This is a genomic window from Streptomyces sp. WAC00040 (genome assembly GCF_056835925.1).
The window spans coordinates 314,885-339,243 of the sequence record NZ_JAKQZE010000005.1 but is presented as its reverse complement, the minus strand read 5'-3'; the positions used below and the strand labels follow the sequence as shown (position 1 = coordinate 339,243).

The following is a 24,359-nucleotide window of genomic DNA, read 5'->3' as shown; positions in this document are numbered from 1 at the left end:
CGAGAGGATCGCCCCCATCATGGCACCTGCGCTCACGCTCCCCGCGCTGCGCGATTCGGTCGGCCAGGAACTGTTCGTCAGCGACTGGGTGCCCGTTACCCGCCAGTCCGAGCGAGCCTTCCAGCGCTCGGCCCTACTGCACGAGGACTACTTGGGCTTTGTGCCGGACAACGGCGACCCCTGGGGCGACGATCTAGTCTCCGGGTTTCTTCTGCTCTCGATGGTCGTGGCCTTCCACAAGAAGTATCTCGGCCTGGACCTCGGCAACGGGTACGGCCTCAACTACGGAGTCGACCGGGTCCGTTTTCTCCGGCCGGTGCTCGTCGGCCAGCGGGTACGCCTGCGCGCCGAGCTCCTGGAGCTCGTGGAGAAGGGACCTGGTCGGGTGCGCTGCCTGACCCGCAACACGCTGGAGGTGGAGGGGGAGAGCGGTCCCGCGATGGTCGCTGACTGGGTATCGCTGTTCGTGACGAGTGACGGCGGAAGCAGCACCGTCTTCGGACAGGCGGACGCTGGCCAGGTGTACGTCCCCGAGGTGACCCGTGCCGTAGATTTCCTGCATCACTGGGCGAGCCTTCGCCCGAAGGCGGAATTGGACGTACTCGACGGTCGTCGCAGGACGTACGCCGACGGAGAGCGCGATGTGCGACGATGCGCCGCAGCGTTGCTGCGTGCCGGCGTGCGGCGGGGAGACCGCGTCGCCGCCCTGACGACGCCGCGCCCCGAGTTCCTGACGCTGTTCCTTGCCCTGTCCGAGATCGGCGCCGTGTGGGTGGGACTCAACCCTCGGCATACCCTCCGTGAGCTTGAGCACGTGGTTGCGGACAGCGGGCCCGTCCTGCTTTTCGCCCTGAGTGGATTCGAGGGACACGACTATCGGGCGGACATGGACGAACTCGCCGACCGAGTGAGTAGTGTGCGACGGATCATCACCATCGGTGGTGCCTGGCGCAGTCACGAGGCCGTGTCGTTCGAGGCGTTCCTCGCCGAAGGCGACGCACTGCCCGACGAGGTGATCACCGACGCGGCAGCCGCGTGCGGCGGGGATGACACCGCCCTGATCGTGTACACCTCGGGAACCACGGGCCGGCCCAAGGGCGCGATGATCTCGGCAGCGGCGCTGAGCCACGCCTGTTGGCTGCAGAGCGCTTATCAGGGATATCCGTCCATGCGCACGCTGTCCTACCTCCCTGTGAACCACGTCGGCGGGGTGATGGACCTCGGTGTACTGCCTGTGTCGATGGGCGGCTGCCTCGTCTACCAGGAGCGGTTCGACCCCGATGAGGCACTCAGGCTGCTGCAAAGCGAGCGAATCACGCACTGGGGTGGGGTCCCCACGATGTTTTACCTCACCGTGGAGCGGCCCGGCTTCGACAGGGCCGATTTCAGCGCACTGAGGTACATCACCTGGGGCGGGGCCGCCATGCCGATCTCACTGATCAGAGCACTACGGCGGACGGGCGCCAGGCTGGGCTCCATCTACGGGCTCACCGAGTCCTGCGTCGCTGTCTCCTGCACTGGCGGCGACGAGGAGAGTGACGAAGTGCTCGCGCTGACCGTGGGCCACCCTGATCCACGGCTCAGCTTCCGCATCGTCGACGAGGATGGCCACCCCGTGGCGCCAGGAGAGCCGGGCGAGATCCAGGTCCGGAACACTTGCATGATGCAGGGGTACCACGGTCAGCCGGAGGCCACCGCCGCGGCGTTCACGGAGGACGGCTTCCTGCGCACGGGGGACCTGGGGGTGGAGCGCATCGACGGCCGGGTCAAGCTAGTCGGGCGAATCTCCGACATGTTCAAGTCGGGTGGCTACAACGTATACCCCCGTGAAGTAGAGATGGTGCTCGAACTCCATCCTGAAGTGTCACATGCGGCCGTGGTGGCGATACCTGATCCGGTCTACCAGGAGGCTGGGGTCGCGTACGTCTGCACAAAGGCGGACAGCGCAGTATCCACGGCCGATCTCCGGGACCTGTGCCGGCGCTGGTTGGCGAACTACAAGCGGCCCAAGCGCTTTGAGATCGTCTCCGAACTCCCGTTGCTGGCCAATGGGAAGATCGATCGGAGGTCGCTCGCGGAGCTGGCACACCCGGGCAGCGGCTTGGAGGGGCCGACGTGATCCCTGACGGTTTGGGGCCAGTCGAAACCGCCAAGCCTCCGGTAGGACGGGCCCGGGAACTGGCAACACTGAGCGATCTGGTTGCGCGTGCCGTGTCCGGCCACGGTACGACGGTCGTCATCGAGGGCGAGCACGGCATCGGTAAGACTGCGCTACTCAACGCCCTTGCCGCCGAATGCGCGCGCGCGGGGCTCCGCGTACTGCGCGGAACGGGCTCTGAGCTGGAAAGCAAGGCGCCGTTCGCGGCGATTCACTCCTGCCTGCGCACCCGTGAAGGCCCGCCGCCGACCGGATTGGACCGAGTCCTCGCCCTGTTGCGGGGTGAGTGCGTGCCTTCGGCCAGCGACCGGGAGTTCAGGGTTACCGAGGCCATTCTCGACGTGGTCAACGAATGGTGCGCTCTGGGACCCGGGGCGCTGCTGCTCGACGATCTGCACTGGGCCGACGCAGCCAGCCTGCAGGTTCTAGCTCGTCTTCAGCAGGCGCTCGCACACACCCCGCTCCTCGTGGCTGTGGCCGTGCGGCCGCTACCGCGCTCGGGGGACCTGCCAGGGTTGTTGCGGGTTTTGGAAGGAAGAGGGGCCGAGTGGCTGCGGATTGGCCCCATGGGTAGTCCGGAGGTTGCCGAGCTGGTCGAGCGCCTGGTAGGCGCGCGCCCGCACGGGACACTGCTCGATCTGGTGGCTCCAGCAGCCGGGAATCCCTTGTATGTGTCCGAGCTGGTGGCGGCTCACGAGAGGCACGGCAGCATCCGGATCGGCGGTGGATACGCCGAAGCCGCCACCGGCGTGGACGCCACGCCACTTCCTGGATCACTGGCGCAAATGGTCGTCAGGCGGCTCGACTTCCTTCCGCAACATACGCAGGACGTCTTGGAGGTGGCTGCGGTACTCGGCCCCAAGGTCGACCCCGGAGAACTGTCGACCGTGCTGGGAATTTCCGTCATCCAACTCTGGGGTGCGATCAGCGAGGCGCTCGCGTCGGGACTGATCGTTGACGCCAGAGAACATCTTGTCTTCCGGCACGAAATTATTCGAAAGGCACTGGCCGAAGGCATGCCTGCCGCCGTTCGATCCGCTCTGCAGCTGCAGGCCGGGCAGGCACTCGCGCAGGGGGGTGCCCCTGTGGAGCGCGTCGCAGAGTACCTCCTGCTCGCGGGCGTGCACCTGGACGTGCGCACAGTGGACTGGCTCATGGGTACGATCGACGTCCTCGTGATGCGTGCTCCCGCGACGGCTGCAGTCATGCTCGAGCGGGCTCTCGCCGTCGTCGGCCAAGACGACAGGCGCAGCGGGACGCTTCGTCATCAATTGGCGCGGGCGCTGCTTGGCGCTGGCAAACCCGCGGCGGCGGAACGAGTGGCCGCCCATGCCATGGCCGCTTTCCCCGAGCCTGGCACGGAAGCCGGGTATCGCCGGCTGGTGTCGCTAGCGCTCTTCCAACAGGGAAAACTAGAACGAGCCATTGAGGAGACCGCAGCAGCCCTGGAGTCCCCGGACACGGGACCTGCCGAGGCCGCGCTGCTTCAGGGGTTCGCCGCCCAGTGCCACGCCTTGTCGGGACGGCACGACAGAGCCGTGGACTGCGCAGAGCGCGCCGTGGCCGGCGGTCGCGCCTGCACAGATGCCCGCGCGATCGCACTAGGCCTTTATGTGCTTGCGATGACCAAGATGAACGCATCGCGCAGCAGCCACGCTCTCGAGCTGATCGACGAGTCGATAGCCATTCTCGGATCCCTTGATGTGCGGCCCGACGTTCCGATGGTCCCCCACTTCGTACGCGCCTTCATCCTTCTGGACCTGGACCGCCGTTCCGAGGCGCACGAGGAGTTCACTGAGGGGCTGCGAGATTGCGAACACGACGGCGCCATCTTTGCGGTCTGGTATCACCTCGGCATGGCCCGCCTAGGCATCGACTCGGGACGCTGGGACGACGCCCTTGCGGAGATCGCAGCCGGTCTGCAGATTCCCGACTGTCTTGGTCTCGGCCAGACGCTGCGCAGTCAGCGGACCGTCATTCGCATTCATCGGGGAGAGCGGCAGGAGGTCCCTGACCTCATTGCAGATCCCGAGACCGAGGACCAAACAGGTCTCTTCGCATTCGTGCGGCGAGAAGCCGGTGCGCTCGGTCGGGAGGCCGCCGGTGAGCCGGAGCAGGCGCTCAGCCTGTTGCTCGACCCTTGGCAACAGGGAGTCGACGACGAGATGGCGAACATCGGCGCGTACCGCCTCGTCCACGACATAGCGCGCCTGTGTTTCCAGCTGGACGACATGGCCCAGTTGCGATGGTTCGCCGACGCGCTGGAAGCGCTGGCGACGCGTGAGCCTACGGAGACTTTTCGAGCGGCAGCCGCGTACGGCAGGGGCCTCGCCGCCGGCGACGCTGCGGCGCTTCACGAAGCGGCACATGCGTACCGCCGTGCACGTCAGCCGCTGTTCGAGGCCTATGCCAGGGAGGGCGCGTCGGTAGTCCTCGCACGAGAGGGCCGCATGGACGAGGCCCGTCCGGAGCTTCATACGGCGCTGAAGCTTTACGAGGACCTCGGCGCGAGGGGGGACGCGCAACGCGCGGCGCGTCTTCTCGCTGCTGCGGGCGTGCGACGCGGAGGCCGAGCTCGTAGCGAGCCGAAGACTGGATGGGACGCTCTGACCAGCACTGAGCTCAAGATCGTGGCACTGGTTGCAGAGGGTCGCTCAAACCCGGACATCGGGGCGCTTATCTTCCTCTCGCCGCGCACGGTTCAGGCCCATCTGTCCAGCATCTTCGCCAAGTTGCGTCTCTCCTCACGCGTCGAGGTGGCCGTGGTAGCGCTTCAACACGGCCTCGGCCCTGAGCTGGCTAGCCGCCCGCCTGAGGGCACCACCTCCGGAGCGATTCTGCCCCGGACTTACGGCCGGGCTGGGGCGGGGTAGCGAGGGGGTGTACCCCCGATCCCCGCCCTTAATGCTGCCGGTGACATGCCGTCACAACGGGAGTGGGGGCCAAGCGGACGGGCGAGATGGCGGATGTCTCGGCGAGGGTGCGCTGACAGTGTTGGGCCCGCACCATTGGGCCCCTGACCTCGGGGTCAGGGGCCCAATGGCGGGCCCAAGGCCTACAGTGCCCGCGCACACCGGGCGTATGTGCCTGCAGGCGCCCCTGCCCAGGCAGCGCCGAGAAAGGTAACCCCGCGCATGCTTCAGATCGTGCTACCAGTGGACCTTCCACCCGTCCAGCTCTACGAGCCTGCCGCACCCACGCCGCTCCTTCTGACGGAGGCCACGGCCCCTGGTGTGGAGCAGTTGTTCGAGCGACTCGATGATCTATGCACCGAAGCGCAGCACACCCTGCTCCTGGTGCCCTTGTGGCTGGGTTGGGCAGCGCGGGCACGACTGCGTTCGGTACGCCGCATGCTAGATCCGGCGGCGATTACTCTCATGGACACCGGCCTCCCACCGCTCGCTTTGGCCGTGGTGGCCCATCAGCTGGCTTCAATCGCCCGGACAGTTCATGAGTCGTCCCAAGTGGTGTCCACCGTGACTCTGCTGGCGCGACAGCTGACGATCGGTGCGTGGACGCCGAGCGTGGCCCGGTTCGAGCACGCGCCCGTACGGCTGGGCGCCCACTTGAAGTCGTACATGCCCGGGACTGCGTTCGTTGTGCTCCTGGACGGGAGTGCAGCGGTCATCCCGGCCCGCAACTGGCACCCTCCACAGGATCCGGCGGCGCCCTCATGCAAGGTCGTGCTGTCCTCCCGCGGCGGTAACGCCGGACGGGCAGGGACATTCGTGGCCACGCGGCTGGACGCCGCAACAGTCCTGGAATTGCCTCAAGCGTCGCAGGCCGCCGCGTGGTGGGGGACGTCCCGAGCGGTGGAGTTCGTCGCCGCCCCCGCTCGCCTCGAGTACCCCGCCGGCACGGCGCTTGGCGCTCCTGCCGTCGCATGCCAGTTGTGTGGCGCCACGTCGCATCCGGGACGGACTTGCGCGGCCTCCTCCGCGACAGCCGCAGGACGCGTGACAACTCACCGTGAACCGTCCCGCGAGACCCCGCAACCCATGCCCGGCTTCTTCGAGGGAGGTGCTGAGTGAACCCCCGCCAGCGTTTCGGTCTACTCCTCGTCCTGCTCGCGACCGTCGGTGCCCTCGCTGTGTTCGTCGCCACTTCCCGGTTCATCGGAGAGGTCAAGAGCCAGGTCGGCCCCCTCGTACCCGTACTCGCGCTGAAGAAAAATGTTGCTGCTCAAGGGCCGCTTGGTCCCTCTCTTGTAGAGACTGTCCTCCTGCCGGAGCGCTGGGTCTCCCCGACGACGCTCAGCGACACCTCGGAACTCGAGGGCAAGGTTGCGGTCTCCGACCTGTCCGCCGGCTCGTATCTCCAGGGCGACATGGTCACTGACCCGCCCGAACTGCAGCCGGGCGAACGTGAGATCGCGATCCTCATCAACGCGGAGACCGGCGTTGCCGGCAAGATCAACTCGGGTTCGACCGTGGACATCTTCGCGACCTTTCCCGGCACGGAGCGGGAGCCCGCCAAGTCACGGATCATCGTGCCCGCCGCACGCGTGATCGACGTCGGGAGGATGACGACGATAGACGACGTCGCTCACGACGCGGCGTCCAGCCAGGTCGTCCCCATCACTTTTGCCCTGACGCCGTTGGATGCCCAGCGCGTCGCCTACGCGGAGAGCTTCGCGACGAAGGTGCGCCTCGCCATTGTCGCCCCCGGCTCCAACACCGTCATCAATCCGGACCACCGGACCTATGAACTGGAGCCTGACAGCACGGGGTCCGCCCAGGGAGGCAATCGATGACACACATCCTGCTCGGTATCAAGGACGTTGCACTGCTGCGGCTGGTCCGCACCCTACTTTCTGAGATCGGCGACTGCTCCGTCGACGAAAGCCTGAGTTCTTCCGAGGACCTGCTCGATGCGATGGCCACTCTGCACACGACTGTGGATGTGGTTCTGCTCCACGAGGACCTCGGACCGACGCCGGCCCTCCAACTCGTACGGGAGATCATCCTGCGTCACCCCGGTACCGGGGTGGTTCTCCTGGCGCGAGAGGGCACTCCCGAGATCCTGGGCGCGGCCATGGAGGCCGGCGCCCGCGGGGTACTGACGCTCCCGCTGTCGCTAGAGGCGCTGGACACGAGGCTGCACGCCACCGCCGGTTGGTCCCGGGCGGTACGGGGCCAGAGCTCCGCAGCCGGCACGGAACTCGACGGCGGCCGTGGCCAGGTCATCGCCGTAGCGGGCGCCAAAGGCGGCGTCGGCACGACGCTGCTCGCCGTGCACCTGGCGCTCGCCGCGAGCCGGTCACAGCAGGCGGTGTGCCTCGTGGACTTGGACTTGCAGACCGGCGACATCGGCGCCTATTTCGACGTGCAATTCCGCCGCTCGGTCGTCGACCTGGCCGAGGTCGCGGACGACATCACGGGCCGCGTGCTGCACGAGGCCGTGTACACCCATGAGTCGTCGCTGCGCCTGCTGCTCGCGCCGACCGAGGGAGAGCTGGGCGAGGGGGTATCTCCTCGGGCCGCACGCCAGCTTGTCAGTGCGTTGCGCACTCACTTCGATGTCGTCATCGCTGATGTCGGGGCATCCATGGACCAGGCCAATACCGCGGCGATCGAGGTTGCCGACCGCGTCCTCCTCGTGACCACGCCCGATGTGCTCGCTTTGCGGGCGGCCAAACGGTTGATCCAGTTCTGGCAACGCCTGCAGGTGCGCAAGGAGGACGAGATCCTGTTGGTCGTCAACCGGGCAAGCCGCCGCAGGGAGATCCAGCCGTCGTTGGTCGGCCGCGCGGTCGGTGCGCCGCTCGCCGCGACCTCGCTGCCCGCCCGTTTCCAGGACATCGAAATGTCCCTGAACACCGGTCGCCCGCACGAACTGACGTCGGGCCCGTATATCCAGGGCATCGCCTCGCTCGCTGCTGAGCTGGGCCTTACCGGCCCTGGACGAGGTGCTTCTACCGAAGGTCGAGGGGCCGTCAAGCGGCGCTCGGAGCGGCGCAGTCGTTCCGCACGGCACGGGAAGAACGTCGGGGGAGCCCAAGAGGACGAAGTGCATGGCGCGGCGCGCTCGCGCGACACGGGCCAGACCACCATCGAGTTCCTCGGCCTCTTTCCGGTGCTGTTCGCCGTCATCGTCGCGGCCTGGGAGGGCGTCTTGCTCGCTCTGACCCTGATGTTCGCCGGACATGCTGCGGCTGAGGGCGCGCGCGCCGCCGCACTTGGCCAGGACATAAACGCGGCCGTCCTGAGGGATCTGCCAGGTGGCTGGCATGGAGAAGCCCACGTGGAGGTCGAACGCCGCCCGCTCGGGGGCCACGTGGACTCCGTGCCGCACGCGGTGAGCGTGGACCTGTCGGTGCCGTTGATCTTCCCCGGCATCTGGCGGGTGCCACTGCACATCTCGGGGCGCGCAGAAGTCGTCGCTGAGGCGGGCTCGTGAACGGCCGGACCGTCTCCCGCGCACTCCTGGCACTGCGGGAGGGACAGCGTGGACAGGTGTCTCTTGAACTGCTCGGCCTGCTCCCGCTCCTGCTGCTCGTCGTCTCTGTCGTGCTCCAGCTCGGTGTCGCGGTCTACGTGGCCCAGCAGGCGGAAGGCGCCGCACGTGCCGCCGCGCGTGCCGACGTCCTCGGCGGCAACGGCTCCGCCGTCGGTGTGGACGCGCTCGACTCGTGGCTGCGGGCAAGCGCGACCGTCAATGTAGCCGACGGCCATGCCTCCGTATCGGTCCCCGTCCCAGGCGTTGTCAGCCTTTTCCGCCCCGTGCACATCACGCGCACCGCCGACATGCCGACAGAGAGGTGACCCGCCATGGGACTGCGTGAACGTATGGCCCCCGAGGCGGAGAACGAGGAGCCAGGAGGAACCTCCGCCCTTGTCGGCGTCTACGGGCGCAGGCTGCTGGAGGAGGTCGACCTCGCCGAGCTGTCCACGTTCGGCGAGGCCCAGCGCAGGGCCCGGCTGGAGCGCGTTCTGGGCCGGATGCTGTCGCGTGAGGGCCCGGTGCTCAGCACGTACGAGCGCTCCCAGCTGATCAGGCGCGTTGTCGACGAGGCGCTGGGCCTCGGAGTCCTGGAACCGCTGCTCGAAGACCCGTCAATCACCGAGATCATGGTCAACGGGCCGGATGCGATCTTCGTCGAGCGCGCCGGTCGCCTGGAGCGCGTCGACACCCGTTTCCCCAGTGCCGACCAGCTCTATCAGACCATCGACCGCATCGTGTCGGCAGTAAACCGCCGGGTGGACGAATCGAGTCCGATGGTCGATGCCCGGCTGCCGACCGGCGAGCGGGTCAATGTCATCGTTCCGCCCCTCTCACTGAACGGACCGGCGCTGACGATACGCCGCTTCCCGACCCCTTACACCGTCGGCGAGTTGGTGGCCATGGGCAGCCTCGACGGGGAGACCGCGGAACTGCTGGCCGCACTCGTCAGGGCCAGGCTCAACATCATCGTCTCCGGCGGCACCGGGAGCGGGAAGACGACCATGCTCAACGCACTGTCCGCGTTCATCCCTGAACGCGAACGCATTGTCACGATCGAGGACGCGGCCGAGCTGTCGCTTCAGCAGGAGCACGTGATCCGCCTGGAGAGCCGGCCACCCAACATCGAGGGCCGCGGTCAGGTCACCATTCGCGACCTGATGCGCAACAGCCTGCGGATGCGCCCCGACCGCATCATCGTCGGCGAGGTGCGCGGCGGCGAGACCCTGGACATGCTCCAGGCGATGAGTACGGGCCACGAGGGCTCGCTCGCCACTGTGCACGCCAACTCGGCCGTGGACGCGGTGATGCGTCTCGAGACCTTGGCGAGCATGAGCGAACTGTCCATCCCGTTCGAGGCGCTGCGCGATCAGATCAACAGCGCCGTCGACGTGATCCTTTTCCTGGCGCGGGGCGCCGACGGCCTGCGCCGGGTCACGGAGATCGCCGCGATCGCCTCCGAACGCCGGGAGGAGTTCCGGCTCGACACCATCGCCGACTTTCATCAGGAACCGGTGGGTCCCGAGCGGTTCGTGCGTGGCCGCTTCCGCCACCTGACACTGCCGCATGTGATCGGCAACCGGCTCATGCTCGCTGGCGAACGGGTCCCCAAGGGCTTCGCTGTGGCCCCTGCGTCCGGCCCGCCGGTCACTGGGGTTGGAGGGCAGGAGGTGTTTCTGCCGTGAACACTGTAGGGATCGCCATGTCCGCATCTGCCGTGTACCTGCTGGCATGCTGCGGTGCCCTCGTCAATTGGGGGGGACACCGTCGCAGAAGCAGGCTCCTGGACCGTGTGCGGCCACGCGAAGACGGCGCGCGCCTGCCACTCCTACGACAGTTGGACGCCTGGCTGCGGCGTACCCGTTTCGGTCGCCTGCTCGGCCGACGTATCGCGGGTGCCGGTCTGCACATCCCTGTGGCCACGTTCTGTCTGCTGGCGCTTGGCGGAGCCGCCCTCGCCAGCGTGGCCGTGGCCAGCCTGCTCGCTCCGTTCTTCGGCCCGCCTGCTGCCGGCACTGTCCTCTATACCGCCTATGTGGTCCTCGAGCGGCGCAGGAAACAGCGCGGCGAGCGGTTCGTCAATCAGTTGCCGGAGATCGCCCGGGTCCTGTCCAACGCGGCGTCGGCAGGTCTCGCCCTTCGCACCGCCATGACCATGGCGGCTGACGAAATGGACGACCCGGCTGGGGAGGAACTACGGCAGGTGTGCGAGGGCATGCGGCTCGGGCAACCGGTGACAGATGCCCTCGAGCTGCTCCATGCCCGCCTTCCCTCCCGTGAGTTGAACGTCCTCGTCACAACGCTTGTTCTGTCGGCGCGAGCGGGCGGTTCGCTCGTGACCGCCCTGCAGAACATCTCGGGGACGCTGGAGGCGCGCAAGGAACTGCGCCGTGAGGTCCGCACGCAGCTCGCCCAGGTCATCGCCACGACGTACATGGTTCCGGCGATGGGCGTGGGCAGCCTGCTCCTCATCAACGCCATTCAGCCCGGGTCGCTTCGGCTGATGACCAGTTCCCCCGTGGGGCAGGCCGTGCTCGTCGTCTCCGCCGCGCTCTACGTTGTCGGGACGGTCTTGATCCGCCGACTCACCCGGATCGAGAGCTGAGGAGGAGGGATGGAGCACATGTGGTTGGGCACGGCGGCAGCCGCCTGTTTCGTCGTCCTGTGCTGGGGCTACGGCCTGTTCCGCGCCGAAGTACGGCTGCCCGGCGACCTGGCCGCGGCCTCCGGACTGTCGCGCCGCAGGCCTCCCTCGACGCACCGGGTGCTGGAGATGATCGGCCGAAGGTTCGCCCAGCAGCTGCTCGGGGCCCTCGGACCGAAGCGTGTGACGCGTCTTCGGGCACGTCTGGACAGGGCGGGGAACCCCAATGGCCTGACCGTCGAGCGGTTCGCCGCAAGGCGCGCGGGCATGGTGATCGCCGGATCCCTGTTTGCCACGGTGCTCTTTGCCGACGGGATGCTCCTGGTGGCAGGGCTCATTCTCGCGTTGAGCTGGTTCTGGCCCGACATCTCGCTCAATTCGGCAATCCGTCGGCGCCAGGAGGAGATTGAGAGTGCTCTGCCCGACTTCCTCGACGTGCTCACGGTCACCGTAAGCGCGGGCCTCGGGTTCCGGCAGGCGCTCGAGCGCGTCGCCACTCACCAGGCGGGATCGTTCGGCGAGGAGATCACCACATCGCTACGCCAGATGGACCTCGGCATGAGCCGCCGCTCAGCCTTCGAGCAGTTGCGCGAGCGTAACCCCGGAGGGGAACTGGGGAAGTTCGTGACCGCTTTGCTCCAGGCCGAAGAGCTGGGCTCTCCACTCAGCGAGGCACTGATCATGATCGCTGGCGACATCCGCAGGGAAGCCGCCCAGAACGCGCGCCGCCGGGCAGCCCGAGCCGTGCCCAAGGTGAGCGCCATCGTGACGCTCGTGCTGCTGCCCGCGACCGTCCTTTTGCTCGGCGGGGCGCTGTTCATCGGCTCCGGAATCGACCTTTCCCAATTCATAGGAGGACCGGGATGACCGCGGAGCGCACCGCGCGGAGTGGTTCCGATCTGTGCCGGATGATCTTTGCCTTCCGGTTCGCAGTCACTGTGTTGACCATCGCATACGCGGGAGTCGCTGGTCTGTCGCTACTGCTTGTCGCGGCACTTGCCCTGTCCATGGTGGCGTCCTGCCTGCTCATGAGGTACTGGCCCAGGCTGGGCCCCACGTTGACCCGGTACCCCGCTCTCCTCGTGACCGACGTGATCGTCGCCACGTTCCTGCTCGCGGCTGCCGGGCTCGGTAGCCCCTTCGCGTATTTCGGGATGAGCACAGTCACCCTTGCCGGGATCCTGTACAGGAGCCGTGGCGCAGTCCTGTTCACCATCCTTGACCTGGGCACGTATATCTGCGTGGTGCTGCTGCTCGTCCGGATCCAGGCGGAGCCCGTGAGCTTTGGCACCGTTGCCACGGTGCCAGCACTGCACGTCATCGCTGCTGCCGTTGGTGTCTCCCTGCGCCACATCCTGGACCAGTTGACCTTGGTGGGCTGGCAGGTGACCGAGGAAGGCCGGCGCCTCGGTGCGGCGCGGGAACGTGCCCGACTCGCCCGCGACATGCACGACTCCCTCGGCAAGACGATCGAGGGCATCGTCCTTGCCGCCGAGGCGCTTCGACGGGGGGCTGGACGTGATCATCCCGGACTTGCTGCGGGCGCATCGAACGTATCGGGGGCCGGACGTCAGGCCGCACGCGAAGCCCGTGAGTTGATCCATGCACTCCGCCGGGACTCGCCGGACGAACCGCTGCGGGAATCCATTCAGGGGATTGTCGGTGCATGGGCCGAACGTGCGGCTGTCGCCTGGACGGTGCAGGTCGCTGACGACGCCGGCAGTGATCTCGATATCGAAGTTCGCTACCAGTTGCTCGCGATTCTTGACGAGGCCTTGGCCAACGTGGCCAGACATGCCGGTGCCACCTATGTCTCCGTGACAGTAAGCACTGACGGCGGCCTGCTCCGCCTGCGTGTCTGTGACGACGGACGCGGTCTCGGTGCCTCGGCTACCGACCTTGTGGCAGGCCGCCGTCGGGGCCACTACGGGTTGCTCGGCATGCATGAGCGCGCAGTGCAGGTCGGCGGTTCACTGAGCGTACGTGGCGGGCTACATGGGGGCACCGAAGTACACGCGCAGGTCCCGCGCAGAGGTCCCAACGACGGCGCCGCTTCCACTGGGATCCCGGGGCCTCGGGGACAGCCCCACGTACCTGTCCCCGTACCCGGTCAACGACTTCGCCACCGGACCGGCGCACGCAAGTAGCCCTATCCGGCCGAGTGTCAGCCTGCAGCGGTGTGCCCACGAATAGGAGTGACATATGAATGACACCCGCATAGCGAAACCTCTCCGCGTGCTTGTCGTGGATGACAACGCCGTGATCCGTGCAGGACTCCGGGCGCTGCTGGCGACGGACCCGCGCCTCGAGGTCATCGGCGAGGCCGACAATGGCCTGTCCGCCGTCGAACTCGCGAAGAGCCGGTGCCCCGATGTCGTTCTGCTCGACATCCGCATGCCGCACGCGAACGGCCTCAGCGTCTTGCCCGCGCTCGCAGGTAGGGCCCGAGTGCTCATACTGACCTACGCCCAGGACGTGGCAGCTATCGCTACCGCGATTCGGCTCGGTGCCTCGGGTTATCTCGTCTACGGAGACTTCACCCCGGACGAACTGCTGCGCGCTGTACAGCGGGATGGCCAGCAGTCCGCACATCTGTCTCCAATTGCCACTGCACTGATGATGCGTCAGGTGCGTGATGAAGGTAGGGGTGCCTCTCGGCCCCGTACCGCCAGGGTCGCAGGCCTCCTGTCGCGGCGGGAGAGCGAAATCATGGATCTCGTCGCCCGCGGACTCACCAATGGGGGAATAGCGGAGGAGCTCTTCCTGAGCGAGAAGACCGTGAAGAATCATGTCAACCACATCTTCAGCAAGCTCGATGTCCGCAACCGTGCGGAGGCCATGGCCCGCTGGCTCGGCACGTCGCAGAACGACAATTTCTCCGGGGATGGTTCTGGTGTGAGTCAATCTAACTGCGCGATGACCGTCGAAGGCACCGCCGAACGGACCCACGAGCGAGTACGGAAATAGGCCCTCAAGCCCTGTCGCCGATAATTCAATCCTTTCTATTCTCTCTGCTATCGACGGAGGTACGAGAGCGCAGGAAGGTATAACTATGATTGACAGGATTGTCGCCGCACTGCAAGTGTTCCTGTTCCAGGCCCAGGAAAGACTGGTGGAGGCGGCCCGGTCGAAGGATCGGGGCCAGACATCGCTCGAATACCTTGGCATCGCCGTCTTCGTTGTGGCAGTGATTGTTGCGCTGCTCAATACGAAGCTCGGCGACTCGATCGGATCCGCGCTCGGTGAGTTCGTCGACAAGCTGAAGGGCAAGGCAGGCTGAATCGTCGGCTGCAGCTTCGAGCAATCGCGAATGGCACCGCCGAGAAGCAGGACCCCGAATCAAAACCTCGCGACCAGGACCGAGGAAATCTGCGCCCATGAAGACACCATCCCAGTTCCGCGGTGAGGAGGGGCAGGTATCCCTGCTCCTCCTCGCTGCGTGTATCGCCCTTCTGGCGTTGGGCCTCGCCTTCTTCCAGGTCGGCTTCGCAAGCGAGCTGCACAGCCGGGCCAGGACAGCCGCAGACGCCGCCGCACTCGCTGGAGCCTCGGCTGTCGACCGGGCATGGTCGCGGCAGGTGCACGACGCGGCGGAAGCCGACGATTGGGCACGTGTCATACAGCTCGTGAGTGCCGCCGGCGTCGTACCGGAGAGCAGTGCGCTAGCGGCTGCAACTGCCTACGCCGGACGTAATGACGCCCTCCTGGTCTCCTTCTCCGCCGGGGCGAGCGAGGTGCGGGCGGGTGTACGCACCAGGGCCACCTTCGACGGAAGCATGGTCAAACGGGGCGAGGTCAGGGGCGAGGCCACGGCAAGCGCCCGTGTCACTCCGCGCTGTGCTGCCGTACGCGCCCCGGTCCCCGGCTGGGAACCACCAGCTCCGAGTAGGCCTGTTGAACTGCGCTGTCCCGGGGCAGCCGCCATTCGCCTCACTAAGGGAGCTCTGCCGCACCTGCGTGCCGTGGACCTGTTCAACGTGCGCCTGGTGAGTTGACGCCAGTGAGCCGGAAAACGTCTGACAATGAAAAGGCAACCATGCGCCCGATAATGACCGACGGCACCATCGCCTTTCTGTGTGTGGACGGTCGGCGCGTAGGAGTGGTCCGTGTGGCCACTTCCCTGCGCTCCCGGCTTCGAGGGTTGCTCGGCACGCAAACGGTGACCGGGGCGCTGCTGCTGGCCCCGGCGTCCTCGGTGCACGCTGTGGGCATGAGGTACGCCATCGACGTTGCTTACCTCAATCGAGACCTCTGCGTCCTCGAAACTTCCACGATGCGGCCCGGCAGCGTTGCGCTGCCGCGATCGGGTGCGCGGTGCGTGCTCGAGGCCCGGGCCGGCACCTGGGAGGCGTGGAGACTGGTCCCTGGCTCGGTCATCCGTCTCCTCCCGGCTTGACTTCCGCTCCCGGGGCTAAAGTCCGGGGATTCCTATCACGGTCGGCTGACCGTCTCGGTGGGTTCCTGCGTCACCGCGCTGGGCCGGTACGCGTACCGGTCTTACCTGCGCTCGACAGGCTGGCACCGCCAGTCCGGCGGCATTGGCGACGTTGACCGCCGCGTTGATGTCCCGGTCGAGGACGGCCCCGCAAGCCCCGCATTCCTACACGCGGATGTGCAGGGGCTTGGGACCGTCCTTGACGCCGCAGGCCGAGCAGACCTGGGAGGTCGGCTCGAACCGTCCGATGCGGTGGAAGCTGCGACCGAACTTCGCGGCCTTGCAACGGCGAGAACAACCACGTCCACCTGCTCGTAAACTTCCCGCCGAAAGTTGCCCTGTCCAAGCTGGTCAACAGCGTTAAGGGCGTCAGTTCCCGCAGGCTCCGCCGGGAGTATCCGGAACTGGTCCGGCACTACTGGCGGGCACGGCGGCTGTGGTCCGGCTCGTACTTCGCCGGGTCAGTCGTCTGGGCTCCTGTCGATCGTGAAGCAGTACATCGAGCAGCAGAACCGGCCCGTCTGAGCTGAGGTCGACAGTGCGGACCCGTGCGCACAGCGCGGGTCAGAGCACTTCTCAGAATCGCTTCACCACCGGGCTAAAGCCCGGTGCACTGCGATTAGACCAGGTAGCGGCGGAATCAGCGGTCCAACGACTGCCGGTTCCCGGTCAGGAGTGCCACCCAGCCACCGGCGGAGGCGGAGCCGACCCACAGCGGGAGATCGGTGTAGAGCGCTCTAATGGTGTGAGTGACACCCTCGGCGTCGGCAGCCAGTGGCAGCCCAGGGAACAGCAGCCAGCCCACTGCGGCTCCCAGCGAGGCCGTTCCCATGATGACGCGCCTTCGCTCGCCGTCCTGCAACAGCGGAACGGCGGCCACGTACCCGGCGGTCATGGCGATGAGAACGCCCAGCAGGACCACGATGACGGTGAAGGGCTTCAGCCCCACCATGTCGACCAGTGTGGTCGCTCGTGCCCGCAGGATCCAGGAGAGCAGCAGACTCGTGGGCGCCGACACGAGGGCGGCGCGGAGCACCGCACGCCGGAGGGGTTTCCGCATCGTTATGGACAGCTTCACGGTGACCTCCTGGAGGTCGGCTCGGGGGACGGCTTGGCAGTGGCGGGTGCCGTGATGCGCAGCGTGCGGACGAGGCGGTCGGCTGTCTCGCGCCGGAGATACGAGGCAGGACCGCCGAACCGGATGCCGTAGAGCGGGCCGCCCTTCGGTGTCTGCACGTAGATCTCGAACTGCCTGCTGGGCACGCCCCGTGGATGCTGTCCGTCCTTGTGCAGGAACGCGAACTCCAGGAGCAATGCGGCCTCGGCCCCCGGCACGTCCAGCCACTCGGCCGGCCTCACCGGTTCAACTCCCAGCTGCGCCTTGTAGTTCTGGACGAGCGTCATGGCCTGGACGCGCGCGTCCCCGTAGGAGTCCCTCTGCTCGAACACGAAGAGACCGGGCGAGACTGGGATCCTCTCGTTCACGGGACCTCCCAACTCCATCTCGGCGCCCGGCTGTGCCCGGTCTTCCGCCGACCTGGGCGTCAGTTCACCAGGGTGCGCGAAGGTGAGGCCTTCCACATGGCCGCGGGACCAGCCCTCAGGGACGTGGGCTGCATAGCTGGGGCTCACCGCAGGGATGGGCCTTGCGGAGCGCGTCGGGTGCCTGCCGTCAGGCAGGCTGCAGCCGGCGACTGCTGCCGCGACCGCTAGAAACGTCACCGCAATCCGCGGTATCCGCTGGTCCATGTTCGCCCTTCTCTCAGGCATTCGAGCGGTCGTGCATCACCAAATCTGGTTCCACTCTTCTTCGGTCGGCCCCTCGTCCTCTTTCCGCCCGGTTTCATCGGGGCATTTGCCGTGCTGTCGCTCGCAGTACTCGGGGTACTTCTGCTTGCCGCACTTGCCGGCGCTGCTCAGAGGTTTCCAAATGGCCTTCGCGCCGTCCTGGTGGTCGAGATACATGGTCTCGCTGCCTTCGAGCTGCGAGGTGCCCTCCGCACGCTGGCTCTGGATGCCGAAACTGAATATTCCGGCGCCGATGGTCCCGCCCCATTTTCCGGGGTCGTCCGGCTTGGCACCCACCTCGGCGCCGTCACCGTGACTGGTGTATTTTGACACGGTCTCGATGGCACTCTCCTCGATGCGCTCCCTCAGCTCGCCCATTGCGCCAATGTCGTTGCCTGGCAAGGCGAACCAGTCGGCTCTCGAGAACGCCCTGTCGAAGACGTCACGGTTCCTCGGATCACGCAGATCGAGAGTCCACTGGCGGTTCCACTTCGTGCCCTTGGAGGAGTTAATCTTGGCGCCGCCTGAAACTCCCTTGTGTGCGCCGGAAAAGCTGAGTCCGGCTCCGCCCTTGGCCTCGGCCTCCCCCTCGATGGTGAGGCGTACGGGTTCGCCTTTGGTGTTGTAGAAGACGGTGTACGCGATGTCGCCTGTGACCTGACCGTGCAGGCCGAGGACATCACTCTTCGCACCCAGGAGGCTCAAGCCGAGTGAGGCCTTCGCCGTCGCGGAGAGGTAGCCGGAATAGGCGGATCCGAGCGATCTGTACAGCTCGCGGTTGTCGAAGACTGTGTACTTGCCACCGGCCCCGACCTTGACCTCCGCCGACCCCGCCCCGTACGAGAGTCCCGCTCCCGCCTGGATCCCCACGTTGAAGGTGCGTGAGTCGGGAGGATGCGCGTGGTCGCCGTCGTGGAAGAACGCCTCGGCCTGGGACCATTCGTCGAACCTGCGGTTCTCCGTGTATGAGCCCGAAAGCGTGGCCTGGAAACCGGCGCCGAAGCCGACGGAACCGGCGGCCCCGCGACCACCGAAGACGATGTCTAGTCCGAATTCGCCCCCGCCCTTCTTATGCACCCACGCGCTGCCGTCCCCCCGGAGCAACAGCTTCTTCTCGACGCCCCCTCCGGCATGGATCCCGAAGAAGGTGAACCCGCCGCCGGCAGACTCGTAAACGGCACGGTCGACGCAGGCCTGAATTATGTCCAACCGGTTCTCCTGCGGGGTCGGCGGTTCGAACCTCGGGGGAGGAGAGGGCGGCCGGAAACGCAGAGGGGCGGGGGGCGTCCATCCAGGCTTCCCGGTCGATGAGGAACCGTTGGGCGGATGCTGCGGCGGCAAGGGGCCCTGCGGCGCGTTCGGAGACGTCTGCGGGGGCGGCAGCGGGTTCTGTGGTGTACCCGGAATGTCCGGAGGAGAGAAGGGTGTTTGTTCGTCGGCCCAGGAGGAGTCCCAGACGGATGCCGGGTCCTGCGACGACGGTGCACTGACCTGTCCCGAGTTGGACTCATCGCAGGTATCCGGCCCGTCAAGGCCAACCACCCGGGAGGCGGCCTGGGTGAGCTTGCAGAGAGACTGTTCAAGTCCCCCCGCTATCCCAAAGCCCGGGCCGTTGGCGGTCAGCAGGCTCAGCACCAGGACGATCACCAGTACGGCGACGCCCAGGTAATCCAGGCTCATCACACCGCGATCTTGCCGCGCCCGACTCCTCATGTATGGACGGTAGATTTGCCGGGCCTGTGCGCATCAGAGCCCTGGGTCCCATCTCTCGGTGACGGATACTCCTGGCTGGAAGCCATCCGGTCGACAGGGCGGTGGTCGGCGAATGGCGAACGGCGAATTCGTAAACACTCCTTGAACATCGATGCGGCCTACCCTGAAATGCTGCTGACCGGTGCACTTCGTAGCGCATGCTGCTGACCATGAGTGCCGCCAGAACCTCCTTGAGGGCATCCCGCCCCGTTTCCGTCGCTGCTTTGGGCTGCCGCCGGTGACCGCTTCGGCCCCGGCCGACGGGACACTGCAATCCGTGGGTCTTCCGGATCCCGGAGGTGACCCGGAAACCCTGCGGGCACATGCGGAGGCGCACTATCAGCTTGCTGTCCACCTGAAGGAGCAGGCGCTGCTGCTCGATGACCTGATGGCGCGATCGCAGCGGGCTTGGCATGGCCCGGCCTCCGACACCTTTCGCATTGATAGCGCAGCGGTGGCGCGCGGTCTGCTCGACACGGCGGCCGTCAGTTCGGCGATCGCCAGGGAACAGGAGCAGCACGCCGAGCAGCATTCGATCGCCCTGGAAATTCTCAGGGAGCTGGGGATCCAGATCGCGGCATCGCTCGCCTTCGCCGCTGCGGCGGCGCTGTTCCCGCCCTTCCTCGCCGCTGCCGAGGCGTATGTCGCAATGCTGGTCATGCAGGCCGGCCGGTTCATCCAGTGGCTGGCCAGGCTGCTGGCGTCCTTGGTGCGATTCTTCGTACAAGCCAGGACGTGGATTGCCCAGTTCTCCAAACTCGCCTGGCGTACCGAGGCGTTCAGCTTCGGTTACGGGCGGATGATCTTCGATGCCGTTCGCGACATGACGATCGACGTGCTAGCAAATCTGAGCTCGCGTGCGATCGCCGGGAAGGCGAACGACATTTCGATGCTCTGGAGCGCACTCGGAAGCGGACTATCTGCAGGCATCTTCGGAGGAATCGAGACGAGCGGTCTGAAGAAGTTGCGGACAAGTAGCGGTGAGATCAAACGCACGGCAGACGGGCTGCCGCAATTCGTTGCGTTCGCGGACCAGACCAAGGCGTGGGTGACATCCGTCGGCAAGTCCAAGGCGCCATCGCAGACCGTGTCGCCGCCAGCCGTAACGACCGCTGCTGCGTCAGCGCCGCCGAGCGGTGTCCGGCCGCAGGATTTCCTGGACAGCTCTCCCACCGTCCCCACCCGGGACGAGATCGCCCTGGCGCTCGGCGCTGACGCATCAGCCGCTCGGACCCCAGCCTCGGCTTCCCTGGCGGACTCGCCAGTGGCTGCGGTACTCGGCCCTACCAGCTCCGACCCGCTTGTCGCTTGGCGGGCAGCCCGGGCGGAGGCGCGCGACCACGGAGTGAGCGGCCTGCCTTCCGAGCATGCGTCGCTTGCGGGCGCGGCTGCGGAAGCCAGGCTCGTGCACGACGGCGCACGAGCCGTGCAGTCCGAGTCTCGAAATGCGGCCAGCTCCGCGCGTGAGGCGCTGCAGCGCGCCGAACGCGAAATCCACGCACACGCCGAGCGCCTGCAAGCGTCCGGGGCACGCATATGGCAGTCCGAGACACGGCACGAGCTGGCCCGTACGTCCGGAGACCGACAGTGGATCGCGGAGACGGCCAAGGAACTGCGCCAGCGGCGGGACCAGCACGCCCTAGCACATCAGGCATGGGAGCAGGCCTCGTCCGCCCGAGAGACGATAGCCCGAGACCTGCGCAAGGCCCAGCAGGTTGCGGACAGCTCCACGTCGGCAATGAAGGCCGCCGATCAACAGCTCGATGCCGCGCTCGGCAAGCTCTCGGCATGGGACAACCTCGCTAGCGTTGGCGAGTCCGTCCGCAACGAGGTCTCGGTCGGAAGGCAGCTCGCAGACGCTTGGCATCACAATCCCTGGAAGGAGGGGTATGTGACCCGCTACGAGCACGTTGTCCACGGAGTGGGCAGCTCACTCGAGACATCCCTCAAGCCCAAGGCATGGTTGGAGTCTGGTGGCGCCGGGCTGCCGTCGCAGCCGATGAAGGCCATCAGCGACGCCAAGAACTGGCGCGAGGTGATCCTCTACGATGCGCCCAAGGGGTTCCTCAAGAGTGTCACAGGCAGCACGCTTGCAACAGCCGTGGTCTACCGGCCCGGCGAGACCAACCCATTGGTTTGGGCCAGCGTCCCCATGGCGGGTGCGGGCGGCGCCGCCCGCGACCTGCTCAGGGGCTTCAACGTCAACCGCTTCTTCCCCGACCGGAGCATCGAGGACATACTCTTCCGGCTCGGATCCAGGGGCGTTGGCCTGCAGATTCACTGGGCGGTCATCCAACAGACCGTTCCTCCACAGGAACCCGCCCCCAGCAGGTGACGAGCACGGGCGTGGACATGAAGAGAACGGATCGTCGAGCAGGTCGAGGATCGTCGTCAGCTGCTCCTCGCACAAGGCGCCCACTTCAAGCATCTCCCTGGCCAAGGTAGATCATGCTGTTCCGGTAGGCGGCTGCATCCTACGAACAGCAACCGAGGTCCTTGATATTCGCGGAGGAGGGCTTGGGTGTGGGTTTTGCCGCGGGCTCGGCATCTGTCGTAGTAGACGCCTCACGGTGTCAAGCCATCACGCGGCAACGGCAAGTGGGGTGGGGAAGGCGGTTTGCTCGTCGAACAGCTTGCGATGCTGTAGGCAGTGGTAGAGCTGGCCGATCATGCGGTTAAAGCAATGCCACGAAGTTAGCGCCGCAGTCGCCACGTCAAGGGCTGCCGTCGGTGGGCGAAGCCTGAGGCGGTAGGCATTCGGGGGCGAGCTGGTAGGTCGCGTTCGCGATCTTTTTGAGGAGACCCTCGCGTGTCCAGCGGCCCAGTTGGACGCAGAAGCTGTCGTAATGGTTCAAGTTGAGGGCTGTGGCCAGCTCGCGCGCGTGCCAGGACCGATGAGGTGAGGTTCGCATGTGCTGGAGGACTTGGTTGCGTTGACCGCTGCGGCCGTGTGCTGCGGATGATGGGGTCTGGGCGTGGATCTCGATGGCGAGGCTGGTGACACTCTGGCTGGTCAGGGGATGCTCGCTGGTCGGGTTCGCCGGATAGCGCGATGTCGGGCACTTGACCTTGCGAGCGCTGGTGCGTGAGCGCCTGGGCGGCAATAGAGCGGACAGGACCGCAGTGGAAATGCCGTTGGCGGTGCAGTTCGACGGGAGCGGCAGGATATGGTCTGCGCGAATTACCTGGTCGCGGGCGGCTTGAAGGGCGACGGTGAAGCTTGCCTGGTCCGGGTCGGCTCCGGTGACGGACTCGATGGCCTCGGCCATTGCCATGCGCAGCGCCTGGTAGAGAGTGAGCAGAGCCCACACCTCCTGCTCGAGTCCGCGCGGGTCTTGGGAACGCAGGACCCGTCCGGTCAGCAAGGTGTGTCGCAGTGAGTAGAAGGCGGACTCGATCTCCCAGCGTTCGTGGTAGAGGCGGACCAGGACCTCGGCGGGGTCGCAGCGATGATCCGTGAGAGTGGTCGCGAGCCGGTAGCGGCCCGTGATGCGCTGTCCGCTGCTGGTGGTGAGGGTGATGTCGGCTTCGATGACACGGACGCGCAGACCATGGAAGCGCGTGAGTAGGAGCCGTCCGGGAGTACTGCCAGCACCGCGGGGCGCCGGTGGGCACACAGCCGCACCAGGAACTGAGAGCCGGTGCCGGCGACGGCGCGAAGGAAAACGTCGCCGTCGAAGGCCCGGTCTGCCAGCAGGAGCATCTGCGGTGTCAACCGCGGCAGCAGCCCGGCCGCCTGGACGGTCTCGCCGTTCTCGGACGGGCCGAAGACCGCGCCGAGCAGGCCCCGGGACCCGGTCTCGCATAGCACGGTCAGCCTCAAGGACGGATAGCCGGACATGCCCCAGTGGTGCCGGACTTTGCCCAGCAGGGCCCGGATGCGTGGCAGGTCAGGAGCTTTGAGGGAACTACAGCCGTCGAACGCCACGGTCCGCCAGCGCCGGTAGCAAACGCCAGGCGTCGAGGGCCGCGCCAGCGGCACCGCCAAAACGTCGAACAGAACTCTCAGCGGCTCCGGCCCCAGACGTCGGCGCAACTGCCGCAGGGCGGCTTCCGAGGGAGTGCACAACTCGATGCCCGACAAGCCGGCCACAAGCTTGTCCCACACACGTCGGTAGCCCAGGTTCGGAAACAGGCCCAGGGCCAGGACGAAGTAGATGCCGACCCGGGACGGGAGCGTACGCACGCGGTCCTGAACGATCCTGGTCTCTTCGAGGACATCATCGACGAGCTTGAACGGTATGTGCTGCGTCAGCCCGCCGAGGTGGCCCGGCGCGAAGGCGCCCGCGGCGACGGTGGTAGTGCGCGTCATGGTGCAGGTGGGAAGCTGGCTCGACAACGGATCCCCTGGTCAGGAACGTCTTGGTCGGCTTCCTCCTACCAGGCGATCCGCCCCGTCAGAGACCGAACCAGCAATTTGGGACCCACCCTTGACACCGTGGCCGCGGCGTAACTTCGTGGCATTGGCGGTTTAAGAGGTTGCGCTGTGCGGCGGCGTGCCAGTCGCCCTGCTCGCGTCGTCGCCGGTAGTGGTCGTTGGCTCCGCCGGATGCTCTGAGTGAGGCGAAGGCCCACAGGTATCCGGCATGGTTGAGCCGGTCGTTCTTGACCTAGCGCCGGGTGATGGACGATCTCTTGCCGGAGGCCCTGGTGATGGGCGAGGAGCCGGCGTATGCCTTGAGGCCGCGGGCGTCGGCGAAGCGGGTGTGGTCGTCCCCGATCTCAGCCAGGATCCGGGCGCCGAGTTGGATGCCGAGCCCGGGGAAGCTCAGCAGGATCTCAGCGTCCGGGTGCTGAGGGAACGCCTCTTCCACCGCCTCGGCCAGCTGGTCGGCGGCGATGCAGGCAGCTTCCAGATGGATCAGCAGGGCCAGCGTCTGCTTGCCGAGTGCGTCTTCGATGAGCGGAGCCTGGTGGGCCCAGCGGCGCGGAGGACGTCGCGCAGCCGGTCGGCCTCCACCTCGATGGAGCGCTTGCGGCCGGCCCGTCTGAGGGCGGCCTGGAGCTGGGTGCGCGACAAGCGCGCCGCCCGCGACGGAGTCGGTGCGGTGAGTCCCAGAACCCTGCAGATAGGAGGTCGCGATCACCGACAGCAGTGCTTGCTCGGCTTTGCCGCGCCGTTCGAGCAACCACAAGGGGAG

At 66.7% G+C, this 24,359-nt stretch carries 18 protein-coding genes and 4 pseudogenes; 15 read left to right on the top strand and 7 right to left on the bottom strand.

Annotated elements, in window-relative coordinates; translation table 11 throughout:
* Positions 1–19 precede the first annotated feature (19 nt).
* The 13 genes from MDN94_RS36500 (at position 20) to MDN94_RS36440 (ending at position 15,639) form a co-directional block, all read left to right on the top strand.
* Entirely contained in the window at positions 20–2,119 is a 2,100-nt protein-coding gene (locus MDN94_RS36500; protein ID WP_482730085.1) for an AMP-binding protein, read from the top strand.
* Positions 2,116–5,031 carry a helix-turn-helix transcriptional regulator gene (locus MDN94_RS36495; RefSeq protein WP_482730084.1) on the top strand — a complete coding sequence of 972 codons (2,916 nt, stop codon included), beginning with the start codon at positions 2,116–2,118 and terminating at the stop codon, positions 5,029–5,031. Before MDN94_RS36500 ends, MDN94_RS36495 begins: the two co-directional genes overlap by 4 nt.
* Before the next feature lie 1,154 nt (positions 5,032–6,185).
* Positions 6,186–6,911 (top strand): Flp pilus assembly protein CpaB, encoded by a 726-nt coding sequence (cpaB, locus tag MDN94_RS36490; protein ID WP_482730083.1) that lies wholly within the window; start codon positions 6,186–6,188, stop codon positions 6,909–6,911.
* The gene (locus tag MDN94_RS36485) at positions 6,908–8,557 is read left to right on the top strand and encodes a CpaE/TadZ family protein (protein ID WP_482730082.1); all 1,650 of its coding nucleotides are present in this window, start codon (positions 6,908–6,910) and stop codon (positions 8,555–8,557) included. Before cpaB ends, MDN94_RS36485 begins: the two co-directional genes overlap by 4 nt.
* Positions 8,554–8,922 (top strand): TadE/TadG family type IV pilus assembly protein, encoded by a 369-nt coding sequence (locus MDN94_RS36480; RefSeq protein ID WP_482730081.1) that lies wholly within the window; start codon positions 8,554–8,556, stop codon positions 8,920–8,922. The genes MDN94_RS36485 and MDN94_RS36480 overlap by 4 nt, the downstream gene beginning before the upstream one ends.
* Before the next feature lie 6 nt (positions 8,923–8,928).
* Positions 8,929–10,284: a TadA family conjugal transfer-associated ATPase gene (locus MDN94_RS36475; RefSeq protein ID WP_482730080.1), complete on the top strand. Its 1,356-nt coding sequence runs from the start codon at positions 8,929–8,931 to the stop codon at positions 10,282–10,284.
* Positions 10,285–10,391: 107 nt separating this feature from the next.
* Complete coding sequence (locus MDN94_RS36470) at positions 10,392–11,204, top strand: type II secretion system F family protein (RefSeq protein WP_482730079.1); 813 nt, start codon at positions 10,392–10,394, stop codon at positions 11,202–11,204.
* Positions 11,205–11,213: 9 nt separating this feature from the next.
* Complete coding sequence (locus MDN94_RS36465) at positions 11,214–12,110, top strand: DUF5936 domain-containing protein (RefSeq protein ID WP_482730078.1); 897 nt, start codon at positions 11,214–11,216, stop codon at positions 12,108–12,110.
* Positions 12,107–13,390 carry a sensor histidine kinase gene (locus MDN94_RS36460; RefSeq protein ID WP_482730077.1) on the top strand — a complete coding sequence of 428 codons (1,284 nt, stop codon included), beginning with the start codon at positions 12,107–12,109 and terminating at the stop codon, positions 13,388–13,390. Before MDN94_RS36465 ends, MDN94_RS36460 begins: the two co-directional genes overlap by 4 nt.
* A gap of 55 nt (positions 13,391–13,445) precedes the next feature.
* Positions 13,446–14,210, top strand: coding sequence for a response regulator (locus MDN94_RS36455; RefSeq protein WP_482730076.1), 765 nt, complete (start codon positions 13,446–13,448; stop codon positions 14,208–14,210).
* An 85-nt stretch (positions 14,211–14,295) separates the two neighbouring features.
* Positions 14,296–14,523, top strand: a complete 228-nt coding sequence (locus MDN94_RS36450; RefSeq protein WP_482730075.1) for a hypothetical protein — start codon at positions 14,296–14,298, stop codon at positions 14,521–14,523.
* A gap of 97 nt (positions 14,524–14,620) precedes the next feature.
* Entirely contained in the window at positions 14,621–15,238 is a 618-nt protein-coding gene (locus tag MDN94_RS36445; protein WP_482730074.1) for a pilus assembly protein TadG-related protein, read from the top strand.
* A gap of 41 nt (positions 15,239–15,279) precedes the next feature.
* Positions 15,280–15,639: a DUF192 domain-containing protein gene (locus MDN94_RS36440; RefSeq protein ID WP_482730073.1), complete on the top strand. Its 360-nt coding sequence runs from the start codon at positions 15,280–15,282 to the stop codon at positions 15,637–15,639.
* A gap of 15 nt (positions 15,640–15,654) precedes the next feature.
* Here the strand turns inward: MDN94_RS36440 and MDN94_RS36435 are convergent.
* Positions 15,655–15,960 (bottom strand): annotated as a pseudogene (locus tag MDN94_RS36435) (zinc ribbon domain-containing protein); the annotation flags it as partial.
* Between the two features lie 2 nt (positions 15,961–15,962).
* Between MDN94_RS36435 and tnpA the strand changes: the two are divergent.
* Positions 15,963–16,203, top strand: a pseudogene (tnpA, locus tag MDN94_RS36430) (IS200/IS605 family transposase); the annotation flags it as partial.
* A 115-nt stretch (positions 16,204–16,318) separates the two neighbouring features.
* On the opposite strand, the gene MDN94_RS36425 reads toward tnpA, so the two are convergent.
* The 3 genes from MDN94_RS36425 to MDN94_RS36415 form a co-directional block, all read right to left on the bottom strand.
* Positions 16,319–16,756: a hypothetical protein gene (locus MDN94_RS36425; RefSeq protein ID WP_482730072.1), complete on the bottom strand. Its 438-nt coding sequence runs from the start codon at positions 16,754–16,756 to the stop codon at positions 16,319–16,321.
* Complete coding sequence (locus MDN94_RS36420; RefSeq protein WP_482730071.1) at positions 16,753–17,163, bottom strand: hypothetical protein; 411 nt, start codon at positions 17,161–17,163, stop codon at positions 16,753–16,755. The genes MDN94_RS36425 and MDN94_RS36420 overlap by 4 nt, the downstream gene beginning before the upstream one ends.
* 300 nt (positions 17,164–17,463) lie before the next feature.
* Positions 17,464–18,675 (bottom strand): hypothetical protein, encoded by a 1,212-nt coding sequence (locus MDN94_RS36415; RefSeq protein ID WP_482730070.1) that lies wholly within the window; start codon positions 18,673–18,675, stop codon positions 17,464–17,466.
* An 820-nt stretch (positions 18,676–19,495) separates the two neighbouring features.
* Between MDN94_RS36415 and MDN94_RS36410 the strand changes: the two genes are divergently transcribed.
* Complete coding sequence (locus MDN94_RS36410) at positions 19,496–21,553, top strand: hypothetical protein (protein WP_482730069.1); 2,058 nt, start codon at positions 19,496–19,498, stop codon at positions 21,551–21,553.
* A gap of 379 nt (positions 21,554–21,932) precedes the next feature.
* Here MDN94_RS36410 and MDN94_RS36405 read toward each other — a convergent pair whose 3' ends face one another.
* The 3 genes and pseudogenes from MDN94_RS36405 to MDN94_RS36395 all read right to left on the bottom strand — a co-directional run.
* A complete protein-coding gene (locus tag MDN94_RS36405; RefSeq protein WP_482730068.1) occupies positions 21,933–23,024 on the bottom strand; it encodes a transposase in 1,092 nt (363 codons plus the stop codon).
* A gap of 245 nt (positions 23,025–23,269) precedes the next feature.
* A pseudogene (locus tag MDN94_RS36400) lies at positions 23,270–23,530 on the bottom strand (transposase domain-containing protein); the annotation flags it as partial.
* Between the two features lie 154 nt (positions 23,531–23,684).
* Positions 23,685–24,292, bottom strand: a pseudogene (locus MDN94_RS36395) (transposase); the annotation flags it as partial.
* Positions 24,293–24,359: the final 67 nt, after the last annotated feature.